Below are 12653 nucleotides of genomic sequence, written 5' to 3'. Positions count from 1 at the left end.
AAGAGAAATCGCGAAGAGTTATTGCAAGCCACTGAGCAGAAATTAGATAAAATAGTCAGCGCCACATCGCGGCAAAGATGTCCCCTAAGGGGTGAAGCTGAAATTGGACTGAAAGTCGGTGAAGTCATCAACAAGTATAGTGTGGCTAAACACTTCAATATCCAGATAACTCCTGATAGCTTCTCTTACCAAAGAAACCGAGAAAGTATCGAGGAAGAAGCGACATTGGATGGTTTATATGTGGTGAGAAGTTCCGTACCCGAAGAAACACTGAATGCCGAAGATACTGTAAAAGCCTATAAGAGTTTATCGAAAGTAGAGCAAGCCTTCCGCAGCTATAAAACCATTGACTTAAAAGTGCGTCCCATCTATCATCGTAACAGCGATAGAGTGAAAGCTCATGTATTCTTATGTATGTTGGCGTACTATGTAGAATGGCATATGCGTCGATGTTTAGCCCCGATTCTTTTCGATGAAGATGATTGGGAAAATGCTCTTAGATTACGTGAAGGAATAGTCACCCACTCAGTTCGGAGCGATTCGGCTTCTTCTAAAGCCCAAAAGAAGCGGACAGCTGATAACTTACCCGTGCATAGCTTTCAAACCCTGTTGGCTGATTTAGGCACGATTGTTAACAATCGAATTCAGTCTAATATTCCAGGTGTAAATTTCGACTTTGACAAGGTAACCGAACCGACTCCGGTACAAAGAAAGGCTTTAGATTTGTTGGGCGTCAGCCTGATTTGTACCCAGTGAAGCCGAAAGTGAAATCGCCCTAAGCCAAGATAGGCATACAGTGTAGCGATTTGTCAAAGGGGAACTTCAGTTTAAACCATAATGTCAAGAATTGCAAAATCCTTGTCGTAGTGTGAGCATCTTGCTCACTACATTGAGCATCTTGCTCACTACATTGAGCATCTTGCTCACTACATTGAGCATCTTGCTCACTACATTGAGCATCTTGCTCGCTACCCATTCCCTGCTATATATACAGCAGTTTGCTCTGCTATGCGGTACATTGTCGATCCCCCTAAATCCCATAAGCAAAAAAAGCGAAGCATCCTCTGGCTTCCCCCATGGAACAAAAAGCGAAGCAACATCTGGTTTCCCCCATGGAACAAAAAGCGAAGCATCCGCTGGCTTCCCCCTTTTTAAGGGGGACGGGAGGGGGATCAAATAGGGGGACGGAAGGGGGATCTAAAAGGGGGACGGGAGGGGGATCTAAAAGGGGGACGGAAGGGGGATCTGAAGGGGAACTTTGATCTACTGTACTTTATTACAGCGCTTTGCACTGTAAAAGTAGGGGCAATTCATGAATCGCCCCTACAGTTAACACCACTATTGTCAAAAAAACGCCAGTTTTATGACCTACATCTTACAACTCAAATCCCCAGCTTTTTGACTAAAGCGGAGATTTTCGCCATAGTCTACAGGGCAATCAATGACAGTCGGCACATCTTGGCTTAAGGCTTCTTTCAGGGTGGGAATAAACTCCGCCACTGAATTCACCCGATAGCCCTTTAACCCCATACTTTCGGCAAACTTGACAAAATCGGGATTGCCAAATTTAATAAATGCTGAGTCGCCAAATTGATTGTGTTGTTTCCACTCAATCAAGCCATAACCACCATCATTGAAAATCAAGGTGACAAAATTGGTACCAACTCGCAGGGCGGTTTCCAGTTCCTGGCAATTCATCATAAAACCGCCATCACCTGTCACCGCGACAACATTCCGATCAGGATGGACTAATTTTGCCGCGATCGCACCGGGCATGGCAATCCCCATAGCAGCAAAGCCATTGGAGATAATACAAGTGTTAGGGCGATCGCAGTGGTAATGGCGTGCCATCCACATTTTATGGGCACCGACATCGGAGATAACAATATCTTCAGGTCCCATCACCTGACGTAAGTCATAGATGAGTTTTTGCGGCTTAATCGGAAACCCCTCATCATTGGCATACTGTTCATAATCCGCCCGGATATCGGAACGTAATTCCACCGCATGGGGCGTCGCCTTACCTTCGCGATCCGCTTGTTTCATAATTTCATTCAGCGAATCCGAAATATCGCCAACCACTTCCACCAACGGAATAAAGCTACTGTCAATTTCAGCATGGCTAGCACCAATGTGAATAATCGGAATCTTGCCCTCTGGATTCCATTTCTTCGGTGAATATTCGATTAAATCGTAACCCACCGCAATCACTAAGTCCGTTTCATCAAAGGCACAGCTAACGTGATCACGCTGTTGTAATCCCATTGTCCATAGCGCTAGGGGATGGGTATAGGGAATCACCCCTTTGCCCATAAACGTATTGATCACTGGAATATTCATCCGGGTGGCAAATTCTGTCAAGGCTTCTGCCGCATGGGCGCGAATTGCCCCATTCCCGACTAAAATTAAGGGATTTTTTGCCTTGGAGATGGCAACCGCCGCTTTGCCGATACTCCGGAATGAGGCATAGGTTTTTTCCCGTTCATCTTTCGTCAGGGGTTCCCCAAAAACGGGCATGGCGGCGATATTTTCCGGCAGATCAATGTGAACTGCACCCGGTTTCTCACTCTGCGCCAGTTTGAAGGCTTTACGGACAATTTCCGAGGTATTACTCGGACGGACAATTTGCGTGTTCCACTTGGTTACGGGGGCGAACATTGCCACCAAGTCTAAGTATTGGTGGGATTCGATATGCATGCGATCGGTTCCCACCTGTCCCGTAATCGCTACCACTGGCGCACCATCTAGGTTAGCGTCAGCTACCCCAGTCATTAAGTTGGTTGCCCCTGGTCCTAAGGTGGAAAGGCAGATGCCCGCCTTTCCGGTTAAACGTCCATACAAATCCGCCATAAAGGCTGCCCCTTGTTCATGGCGGGTGGTAATGAATTGAATGGAGGAGTGCTTGAGTGCTTCTAGCACATGCAAGTTTTCTTCCCCAGGCAATCCAAACACGTATTCGACGCCTTCATTTTCCAGGCATCTGACTAGCATGTCGGCTGTATTCATTTCGCCCATCTCAATTTTCCCCTCAATCTGTTTTGGTTATCGTTTGATGGTTGGCGCGATGTCCTATTTCGTCGCAATTCGTGCCTACTGAAATTTCAGCAGGACAAGTCGGAGGGGGGCTACAGCTAGGACTGGCTGTTAGCTATCCCCGGTAAAAATTCAAAGCTAAGGATCAAAATCCTATTGTTAAAATTCGGTTTTTTTAACAATAGCCTCTACTGTACTCTTCCGTCCATAGTTCTTAACTATTTCACCCAAACGGTTTTAATGTTGACAAATTCGTGAATTCCTTGTATCCCTAATTCCCGTCCATAGCCGGAGCGCTTAATTCCGCCAAAGGGTAGGCGGGGATCAGATTTAACTAATCCATTGATAAAGACAGCCCCAGCTTCAATCTCGTCAATGAGCCGTTGGGCTTGGGTTTCGTCCGTTGTCCACGCACTCGCCCCTAAACCAAACGGTATCGCATTGGCTTTAGCAATTGCCGCGTTAATGTCAGGAATTCTAAACAATAACGCCACGGGGCCAAAAAATTCTTCGTTGTCGGCGGGGGTTCCTGGGGGGAAGTCCGCCAAGATGGTGGGGGGGTAAAAATGACCGGGACGATCTAAGGGTTTACCCCCAATTAGAACTTTGGCTCCCTGTGCTATACAATCTTGTACCAGTTGATCTAATTCTTGCAGGATGCTGGGTGTTGCCAATGGTCCGATATTAGTGGTTTCCTCCATTGGATCACCCACATTCAAGGCTTTAAATTTTTCAACCAAACGTTTTTCAAACTCATCCGCGATCGCATCGGCTAAAATGAAGCGTTTAGCGGCGATGCAGGATTGACCATTATTCAGCATCCGGGCGGTAACGGCGGTGGTAACGGCGGCGTCTAAGTCGGCGCTTTCTAGGACAATAAATGGATCACTTCCACCGAGTTCCAGCACAGTTTTCTTCAAGTGTTTCCCAGCAGTAGCGGCTAATGATGCACCTGCGGGTTCACTTCCGGTTAAGGTAGCGGCTTTAATCCGGGAGTCACTGACAATGGCTTCGACTTGAGAAGCCCCAATTAATAGAGTTTGGAATGCCCCTTCCGGAAACCCTGCTTCCTTTATAATGTCCTCAATTGCCAAAGCACATTGCGGCACATTCGAGGCGTGTTTCAGGATACCGACATTCCCCGCCATTAACGCAGGTGCAGCAAACCGAAACACTTGCCAGAACGGAAAATTCCACGGCATTACCGCTAGAATAATCCCTAAGGGCTGATAGCGGACAAAACTCTGGCTGGCATCCGTGTCAATATGATGATCTGCCAAAAACGTCGCCGCGTTTTCAGCGTAGTAACGGCAAACCCAGGCACATTTCTGCACCTCCGCGATCGCGCTTTTAATCGGTTTGCCCATTTCCAAGGTCATCAGCTTACCAAACTTGACCTTATCCCGTTCCAGAATCTCCGCCGCCGCATTCAGCCAGTTCGCCCGTTGCGCCATTGGCGTTTTCCGGTACGACTCAAACACCTGTTTTCCCAGGGTGAGTTTGGCTTCTATCGACTCATGATCTAGTGGCTCAAAGGTTTTGAGCGTTTCTCCCGTTGCTGGGTTAATTGTGGCGATCCCCATAGCCTTCCTCGTTCGACTCCATTACTTAAGATGGAGTTAGCAGTTTCATTCTCAAGTCTACTGCGATAGTGTCTGGTAAAAGACAATACATTTACATTGCTTTACATTTTAGCATGGGGAGGCAGGTTTGTCGTAAGCGCTAAAGCGCTTCTGGCACGCTTCGTGCCGACTACAAAGCCAGATTAAGTCAGTACCATTCCCTGTTCTGTTGGCTGTCTGCCCCTAATCAAGTAAGCAATAATAACAATGAAAGGCGATTGCTCAAATTAGAGATGGAACCTGTATCAATCATGCTTGGTGGATGGTTAGGCGAATTTGCCACCTTAAAGATTGCCGAAACTTACTCACCGGAGTTCGCAGCAAACTCAATCCTCAAGATTTAGACAAAGCCTTAAACGCGGCGACGAAAACAGCACTGGAACAACACAAACGATTATTCTATCGCTGTCCCCCCGATTTTATCGGTCGGTTTTTAACACAGTTTTTTAAGGGTTCTGGATTAGCCGAATTACAGAAACCCCTGAATAATCAAGGAACGCCAGTAGTGGAAGAACGGCATTATGGGAACCCTGAGTGATTGTTTAGGTTATCGTGCCCGCTTAAGATTTTTGTCGGAGGCATCATGAGGCATTGGTGAAAACTCTGCAATTACCTCCGACTCGTTTTCCTTCTGATACCGAGTTGCGTTCTATCATGTCATTCTGAGCGAAGCGAAGAATCTGGATAGATGCTTCGCGTCACTCCGTTTCACTGCGTTCTGCTCAGCATGACAGATTCTACGTTAGACTGCAACTGGTCGCCCTAGTCTCAATTATCTGTCACATAATTATGTTTATTTAAATTGTTAAATCATGCGTTTTAGAACCCAGCGAACCCAATCATCAATACCATCGATTCAATTAATCCCTATGCTCAATGTGATCATGGGAGTTCTAGCATTTTTTGTAATGAATTCCATGCTGTTAACCACTCAAGAAGGCGTCAATGTTCAACTCCCTAATACTGAAACAACTCAAACTCAGCAGCCGGAAAAGCCTACTCCTTTAATTATACAATTGAACTCACGCGGACAATTAGTAATCGGTAATCAATCGGTCAGCCAAGAGCAATTGTTTGAGCAAATACAAACCTATTTATCTCAAAATCCTCAAGGGGCTGTTTTCTTGCAAGCCGATAGTCAATTGCCCTACGAGCAAGTGATTCAGGTATTGGCTCAAATGCGGGATGTGGGAGGCGATCGCGTTTCTTTGGCTATTGAGAGCAATTGAGAATCCTGCTTTTACTGACGAGGATCATCTTTAGCTAAAATAATGACTGTTATTTGATTTCCTGTGTCATCTTTGGCAGGTGTCAAAATCAGATAACGTTCAAATCTATCCTTCTTTATTTTGTAAAGAGTTCCTCCGCCATACTCGCCATCTCCTGTTATCGATAACGGCTCAAATTCTAAATCTTGCAGTTCATTATTCAAGCTATTAGCAAGTTCTTGGGGGGATATCGGATGATCTGCTGTTGTTTTTCGTGCTATTTTAAAATCAAAAATTGCCCTCTTAAACTTATCGGCTTCAATAAGCGTATCTAAGTCATCTTCTACATTAAAATCTTTTAATTTATGTTGTAATTTTAGAATCTCAATAGCACCGCTTAAAGATGCCATAACTAAAAATTCAGCTCTATCCTCTGTTTTATTTTCCACTAATTCTTTTAGATCATAACTTTCGGATTCTAGATAAATAGAAGTCTTACTGCCTTTGGAAATTAAATGCAAATACTTAGTTTCATTGCCTTTCGTATTTGACACTTCATAAACTCTAAAATTACCCTCATTTTTTAGAGGTTTGGGTTGCTGAAAGTTTTGATTAGGCAATAGTTCCTTCTCAAACTTAGACGCTACTGTTTCTAAGTTTTCTTCTATATGCCATATATAAGTTGCTTCATCAAACTCTGGTCTAAGTACACCACCAGAGCCTTTCTCTGCCCCTGGATAACGAGGGAATATTGCGAAAAAATTAACCTCTTTTTGGGCGGGTTGGGGTGGGGTAGAGTTTTGCTCAGACTCGTCTAATGTATCTGAAGTTTTGTTCTGATCGGTCTGAACAACATTTGATGTTTCAGAAGTTTGCTGCTTTTTTGTCTGAGACACTTTAGGACTAACAGACGGTTGGTTAATTGGCTGATTAGAAGACGGATTTGCCGGAGATTCCGGACGATTGATAATGATTTGAGAATTAGTCTGACGCCTCTGAGGAGTTTGGGCAAAAGTGACTGGACTCCTTTGAGGAGTGACTGTAGAAGTCGATTTCGGGGAGGGAGAGGATTTAGGAATGGAAGGAGAAGGTAATTTAGTAATTTTAACCGTTTCCTCTTTTTCAGGGTTCTCAGATTTTTTCAGATCATAGGAAATCGGTAGCATTAGCACAATACCATGCAACACCAAAGAAACCAGCAGCATAGGTCGCCACACCTTCTGTACAGAAGTCGGTAAGTTTTTCAGCAACTCAGGCGATTTCATACAAGCCTAGTTAAAAGCAGCAAGGATTTAATCCCAATTGAGTTTCATTTTGACACATTCGACAGTAGAGATGCGGCAAAACTCGTCTGTCAATAATTGGATGGGTAGGGACAGGTTTTACAGCTATCTGTAGGGGTACGGCAGTGTCCATCCGTGTCAACTTAAGCTCAACCCCTCACCCCCAGCCCCTCTCCCACGCCGGGGAGAGGGGAGCAAGAGCATCCGATCCCCCTTCTCCCGTGCAACAAAAGCGAAGCATCCTCTGTCCTCCCCCCTGCCAAAAAAGCGAAGCATCCTCTGTCCTCCCCCCTCTTGTAGGGGGGAACGAGGGGGGTAGGGGGGAACGAGGGGGGTAGGGGGGAACGAGGGGAGTCCGGAGTTGGGGTTAGGGGATGAGGGGGAAATGTTGAGAAGTAAAACCCGCCCCTACAGGCTTGTGTCTCTATCCCTTTCATTACTCGGACTCGGCGGATTTTCAGCCGGCTTAACCCATTTGTCGTATAAATCAGGGCGACGTTCCCGGGTTCTCTGAATCTGTTGGTCTTTGCGCCACTGGTCAATCGCCTGATGATTGCCCGATAATAAAACATCTGGGACGTGCCAACCGCGAAATTCAGCAGGGCGTGTCCACTGCGGATAGTCTAATAATCCGGCTTCAAAACTCTCTAATTTAAGGGATTCTACTTTCCCCACGGTTCCAGGACGTAATCTCACCACCCCATTAATTAGGGCGAGTGCGGGAATTTCACCGCAGGTTAAGACAAAATCCCCTAACGATACCTCTCGCGTCACTAAATGTAAGACTCGTTCATCGACACCTTCATAATGTCCACAGATAATCACAATCTGGTCATAACCCGTCGCCAACTCAACCAACAGGGGCTGGTTCATCGGTTGTCCTTGAGGCGTCATCAGAATCACTTCTCGCCGAGGTAATCTAGGTAACGACTCCACCGCCGCAAAAATTGGTTCGGGTTTCATTAGCATCCCCACCCCACCCCCATAAGGTTCATCATCCACCCGTCGGTGTTTATCGGTGGCAAAATCACGAGGATTGACTAAATGCACCTGGGCGATTTGTTTGGTCAATGCCTTACCCAGCAGTCCTGACGCCAGGGGAGAGGTAAAGAAATCCGGAAACAGGGTGACAACATCAAAACGCACAAGAATTGGGTCGCTGTTTAGACAAAAAAGGGTCAATAGTAACTCATAGTATAGGTAATTATTGGTATAATTTGCCATGATGATGGGGAAACAGCCGATTTCCTCTGAACGGCTCAGTGTCGTGAGTGAGCCTTCTTTGGCAGCTAAACAAGTGACCATTTCCATCGATTCACCGTATCGAGGCGGCTGTAGAGTGCATCTGATCAAAGCCAAGCGCGATGGTGTTTAGTTGTGGAGAAGCTTACCCAGGACAGCCTAAACCAGTAGTTGAGCTAGAGTCAAAATCGTAATAAAGTGACAGTTCTAGCCAAGCGCGATACTCAAGTATTGAACTCACCTTATGCCCGAACTCGACATCGACAGTATGCTGCAGTTAGACTCTCAATTCCAAGCGACGACAATGCCTCAATCGACAAAAACCGCAATCATTGTTATTGGTGGTGCGGAAGATAAAGTTCATGGACGGGAGATCCTGCAAACCTTTTTTCGTCGATCGGGTGCAGGTGAGGCGCGAATTGCGATTATTCCATCGGCGTCGCGAGAACCCGCGATTATTGGCGATCGCTATCAGCGGATTTTTGAGGATATGGGGGCAAAGGAAATTAAAGTCCTGGATGTGCGCGATCGCGCTCAAGGTTCGGATGCTGAGCTACAAGAGTATGTGGAAACCTGTACGGGTGTATTCATGACCGGTGGAGATCAACTGCGTTTGTGCGGTTTGCTCTCGGATACCCCGTTAATGGAAAAAGTCCGCCAACGGGCACATTTAGGGGAGATTACCTTAGCGGGAACCAGTGCAGGTGCGGCGGTGATGGGTCATCACATGATCGCAGGCGGTGGGAGTGGTGAGTCCCCGAATCGCTCCTTAGTCGATATGGCAACAGGGTTGGGGATTATTCCTGAAGTTATTGTCGATCAGCATTTTCTGAATCGAAATCGCATCGCCCGCTTGATGAGTGCGATCGCCATGCACCCAGATCGCTTGGGGATCGGCATCGATGAAGATACTTGTATCATCTTTGAGCGAGATGGTTGGTTACAGGTTATGGGCAAAGGTACGGTGACGATTATTGATCCCGGAGAACTGTCTCACACCAATCAAGTGGATATTGGCAGCACCGATCCCATTGGTCTACATAACCTCCGAGTCCATGTTTTATGTCATGGCGATCGCTATCATGTCTATAAACGAGCATTAATGCCAGTCAACGCCTAATGCAGAACGGCATTTTTGAGCGGGGGGATCTGGGGGAGATTTTAGCGGCTAAACTCAAAACCAGGTTCCCTTGAGCAAGCGCGTTGGGTTAAAACTCAAAAATCCTTCCAGAAAAATGTTCATAATGAACAGTTTGATGGCTTTGAACAGTCGGAAACTAGATAAGATGTCCCATCCACTCAAAACGAGTGAATCCAATCAGGGCAAGAGTAGACGACTCCCCCGATTACGTGGAGGACTTTTGAGAACGGGCAAAAATGTTGAGACAAAGTAAGTCGCGATACTTGAGAAGTCTACGCTCTAATCTGGAGATCCAGGGTAGGAGGATGTCACGTAATGTTACAGAAATTCCTAAAATAGATTTTGCACAATCCCTAGTTTGTGCTTCAAAAGCCGACATTGTGAACCATCCCCGATTTCATCACTAACTATGAGAATTCTAAAAATCCAGACGTTACGCGGTCCCAACTACTGGAGCATTCGACGCCATAAACTTATTGTCATGCGTCTTGATTTGGAGGAACTCATCGATAAACCCTCCAATGTACTTCCGGGATTCTACGAGGGACTGGTAGAGACGCTACCCAGTCTAGAGGATCATTTCTGTTCTCCGGGTGTTCGGGGTGGGTTCTTAAGTCGGGTCAAAGAAGGCACGATGATGGGGCATATTATCGAACATGTGGCGCTGGAACTTCAGGAACTGGCAGGAATGCGCGTTGGGTTTGGTCGGACTCGGGAAACTGGGACAGCCGGAATTTATCAAGTTGTTTTCGAGTACATTGACGAGCAGGCGGGTCGCTATGCGGCTAGGGCGGCTGTGCGCTTGTGCCAAAGTATTATCGATACTAGAGCCTATCCCCAACGGGAGTTAGCTCAAGACTTAAAAGACCTGAGCGAACTGGCTCGCGATGCGGCGTTAGGACCGAGTACAGAAGCCTTGGTCAAAGAAGCCGACGCCCGAGGCATTCCCTGGCTTACCCTAAGTGCCAGAGCCATGATTCAGCTTGGCTACGGGTTGCATCAGAAGCGAATTCAAGCCACCTTGAGTGATTACTCCGGAATTTTAGGGGTGGAATTAGCCTGTGATAAAGAAGGGACGAAGCAGATTTTGCTGGATGCGGGGGTTCCGGTTCCCCGAGGCACAACGGTGCTTTATTTGGACGAATTAGACAGCGCGATCGAGTATGTGGGGGGGTATCCGATTGTGATTAAACCCCTGGATGGTAATCATGGACGGGGGATTACGATTGACATCCGCAACTGGGATGAAGTGGAAAAAGCTTATGATCGCGCTAAAGATATTTCCCGTGCTGTGATTGTCGAGCGCTATTATCCCGGTTTTGACCACCGCGTCTTGGTGATTAACGGGAAAGTTGAAGCCGTCGCCCAGCGGATTCCAGCACGGGTAATTGGGGATGGTAAGTCCACGGTTGAGGAACTGATTGAACGGACGAACCGCGATCCCAATCGGGGCGACGGTCATGATAACGTCCTGACGAAAATTGTCGTCGATCATACGAGTCTGAGTGTACTAGAACGTCAAGGTTACAGTTTAGATACAGTCCTCAAAGAAGATGAGGTTTGTTATTTACGGGCAACGGCTAATCTGAGTACGGGGGGTATTGCCATAGACCGCACGGACGATATCCACCCGGAAAACGTTTGGTTAGCGGAGCGCGTGGCTAAAATTATTGGTCTGGATATTGCCGGCATTGATATTGTCACGCCTGATATTAGCCAACCCCTACGGGACATTGATGGCGTGGTGGTGGAAGTAAATGCGGCACCTGGATTCCGGATGCATGTCTGTCCCTCTGAAGGTTTACCGCGCAATGTCGCCGCGCCGGTGATGGATATGCTGTTTCCACCGGGACAAGCCAGTCGGATTCCGATTCTGGCGGTGACAGGGACGAATGGGAAAACCACCACCACTCGCTTGCTTGCCCATATCTATAAGCAAACGGGTCATGTTGTTGGGTATACCACGACGGATGGGATCTACATTGGCGATCATCTGGTGGAACAAGGAGACACCACTGGACCCCAAAGCGCTCAAGTGATTCTCAAAGATCCCACGGTTGAGGTGGCGGTATTGGAAACAGCACGAGGCGGGATTCTGCGATCGGGTTTAGCCTTTGATGCTTGTGATGTGGGTGTTGTTTTAAATGTCTCGGCGGATCACTTGGGCATTGGCGATATTGATACCCTTGACCAGATGGCGCATCTTAAGAGTGTAGTGGCTGAATCGGTGAGTCCTGCTGGGTATGCCGTTCTTAATGCTGAAGATCCCCTAGTGACAGAAATGGCACAGCGCGTCAAAGGGCATGTGGCATTTTTCTCCATGAATCCCGACAATGAGGTGGTGAAAGCTCATACCCGCCAGGGAGGTTTAGCAGGGGTGTATGAAAATGGCTACCTATCATTAATCCGAGGCGAATGGACGCTGCGGATTGAGAAGGCGGAAAATATGCCTGTAACGATGAGAGGAATGGCACCGTTCCAAATTGCTAATGCCTTAGCCGCGAGTCTCGCCGCCTTTGCTCAAGGGGTTCCGATTGAGGCAATTCGTGACGCTTTGACCACATTCCGGGCGTCTGTGGCGCAGACACCGGGACGGATGAATTTATTTAATCTGGGTGAGTATCATGCCTTGGTGGATTATGCCCATAATGCTGCCAGTTATGAAGCTGTGGGCGGCTTTGTCCGCAATTGGTCTGGGGAACGGGTTGGCGTCGTTGGTGGACCAGGCGATCGCCGAGATGAGGATTTCATTAATCTGGGACGACTCTCTGCGGACATTTTTGACCGGATCATTATTAAAGAAGATGCGGATTTACGGGGACGTCCCAGTGGCGAGGCGGCGGAGTTGATTCGCAAGGGAATTCTGGAGACGAATCCGGATCGGGAGTATGAAATTATTCTCAATGAAACCGACGCGATTAATACGGCGTTAGACGGCGTGGCGTCCGGTGGTTTGGTGGTGATTTTCCCGGAAAAGGTGAGTGGGACGATTCGCTTGATTGAGGAACGGCGTCCTCTACCGGAGAATGGCTATCAATCGGTGGGTGAGTCTCCAGTGGATTTACAGCCATCGGTGGCGAACCCGAGGTGATGGGAATGTAAGTCGGTTGGGCAAGGAGAAGCA

11 protein-coding genes are annotated in these 12653 nt (G+C 47.3%); 6 read left to right on the top strand and 5 right to left on the bottom strand.

The window, feature by feature from the left end:
• Positions 1-756: IS1634 family transposase (locus MC7420_RS29765; RefSeq protein ID WP_157453385.1), on the top strand; the 756-nt coding region annotated here is incomplete at its 5' end.
• 19 nt (positions 757-775) lie between these two features.
• Here the strand turns inward: MC7420_RS29765 and MC7420_RS40680 are convergent.
• The 3 genes from MC7420_RS40680 to MC7420_RS29750 form a co-directional block, all read right to left on the bottom strand.
• Entirely contained in the window at positions 776-976 is a 201-nt protein-coding gene (locus MC7420_RS40680) for a hypothetical protein (protein ID WP_006105249.1), read from the bottom strand.
• 392 nt (positions 977-1368) lie between these two features.
• Entirely contained in the window at positions 1369-3015 is a 1647-nt protein-coding gene (locus MC7420_RS29755; RefSeq protein ID WP_006105308.1) for an acetolactate synthase large subunit, read from the bottom strand.
• A 236-nt stretch (positions 3016-3251) separates the two neighbouring features.
• Complete coding sequence (locus MC7420_RS29750) at positions 3252-4616, bottom strand: NAD-dependent succinate-semialdehyde dehydrogenase (RefSeq protein WP_006105219.1); 1365 nt, start codon at positions 4614-4616, stop codon at positions 3252-3254.
• A 301-nt stretch (positions 4617-4917) separates the two neighbouring features.
• Here MC7420_RS29750 and MC7420_RS29745 point away from each other — a divergent pair, with 301 nt between their 5' ends.
• Both MC7420_RS29745 and MC7420_RS29740 read left to right on the top strand, forming a co-directional pair.
• Positions 4918-5193, top strand: a complete 276-nt coding sequence (locus MC7420_RS29745; protein ID WP_006105234.1) for a hypothetical protein — start codon at positions 4918-4920, stop codon at positions 5191-5193.
• 274 nt (positions 5194-5467) lie between these two features.
• Positions 5468-5884: an ExbD/TolR family protein gene (locus MC7420_RS29740; protein ID WP_044210508.1), complete on the top strand. Its 417-nt coding sequence runs from the start codon at positions 5468-5470 to the stop codon at positions 5882-5884.
• 11 nt (positions 5885-5895) lie between these two features.
• On the opposite strand, the gene MC7420_RS29735 is transcribed toward MC7420_RS29740, so the two are convergent.
• Positions 5896-7128, bottom strand: a complete 1233-nt coding sequence (locus tag MC7420_RS29735) for a hypothetical protein (protein ID WP_006105359.1) — start codon at positions 7126-7128, stop codon at positions 5896-5898.
• A gap of 426 nt (positions 7129-7554) precedes the next feature.
• Positions 7555-8292, bottom strand: a complete 738-nt coding sequence (gene trmD, locus MC7420_RS29730; RefSeq protein ID WP_044210564.1) for a tRNA (guanosine(37)-N1)-methyltransferase TrmD — start codon at positions 8290-8292, stop codon at positions 7555-7557.
• A 76-nt stretch (positions 8293-8368) separates the two neighbouring features.
• Here trmD and MC7420_RS40675 point away from each other — a divergent pair, with 76 nt between their 5' ends.
• The 3 genes from MC7420_RS40675 (at position 8369) to cphA (ending at position 12620) form a co-directional block, all read left to right on the top strand.
• The gene (locus MC7420_RS40675; protein ID WP_157453382.1) at positions 8369-8521 is read left to right on the top strand and encodes a hypothetical protein; all 153 of its coding nucleotides are present in this window, start codon (positions 8369-8371) and stop codon (positions 8519-8521) included.
• Positions 8522-8656: 135 nt separating this feature from the next.
• Positions 8657-9508: a cyanophycinase gene (locus tag MC7420_RS29725; protein WP_044210562.1), complete on the top strand. Its 852-nt coding sequence runs from the start codon at positions 8657-8659 to the stop codon at positions 9506-9508.
• A gap of 430 nt (positions 9509-9938) precedes the next feature.
• Positions 9939-12620, top strand: coding sequence for a cyanophycin synthetase (gene cphA / locus MC7420_RS29720; protein WP_044210504.1), 2682 nt, complete (start codon positions 9939-9941; stop codon positions 12618-12620).
• Positions 12621-12653: the final 33 nt, after the last annotated feature.

It is taken from the genome of Coleofasciculus chthonoplastes PCC 7420, assembly GCF_000155555.1.
Taxonomy (GTDB): domain Bacteria; phylum Cyanobacteriota; class Cyanobacteriia; order Cyanobacteriales; family Coleofasciculaceae; genus Coleofasciculus; species Coleofasciculus chthonoplastes_A.
The sequence above is the reverse complement of the archived record's forward strand: the minus strand, read 5'-3'. Positions and strand labels throughout refer to the sequence as shown.

What these genes read in the sequence shown, in the direction of transcription:
- MC7420_RS40680 (WP_006105249.1), bottom strand. Translation starts at nt 976, where the DNA reads ATGGGTAGCGAGCAAGATGCTCAATGTAGTGAGCAAGATGCTCAATGT.
- MC7420_RS29755 (WP_006105308.1), bottom strand. Translation starts at nt 3,015, where the DNA reads ATGGGCGAAATGAATACAGCCGACATGCTAGTCAGATGCCTGGAAAAT.
- MC7420_RS29750 (WP_006105219.1), bottom strand. Translation starts at nt 4,616, where the DNA reads ATGGGGATCGCCACAATTAACCCAGCAACGGGAGAAACGCTCAAAACC.
- MC7420_RS29745 (WP_006105234.1), top strand. Translation starts at nt 4,918, where the DNA reads ATGGTTAGGCGAATTTGCCACCTTAAAGATTGCCGAAACTTACTCACC.
- MC7420_RS29740 (WP_044210508.1), top strand. Translation starts at nt 5,468, where the DNA reads ATGCGTTTTAGAACCCAGCGAACCCAATCATCAATACCATCGATTCAA.
- MC7420_RS29735 (WP_006105359.1), bottom strand. Translation starts at nt 7,128, where the DNA reads ATGAAATCGCCTGAGTTGCTGAAAAACTTACCGACTTCTGTACAGAAG.
- MC7420_RS40675 (WP_157453382.1), top strand. Translation starts at nt 8,369, where the DNA reads ATGATGATGGGGAAACAGCCGATTTCCTCTGAACGGCTCAGTGTCGTG.
- MC7420_RS29725 (WP_044210562.1), top strand. Translation starts at nt 8,657, where the DNA reads ATGCTGCAGTTAGACTCTCAATTCCAAGCGACGACAATGCCTCAATCG.
- cphA (WP_044210504.1), top strand. Translation starts at nt 9,939, where the DNA reads ATGAGAATTCTAAAAATCCAGACGTTACGCGGTCCCAACTACTGGAGC.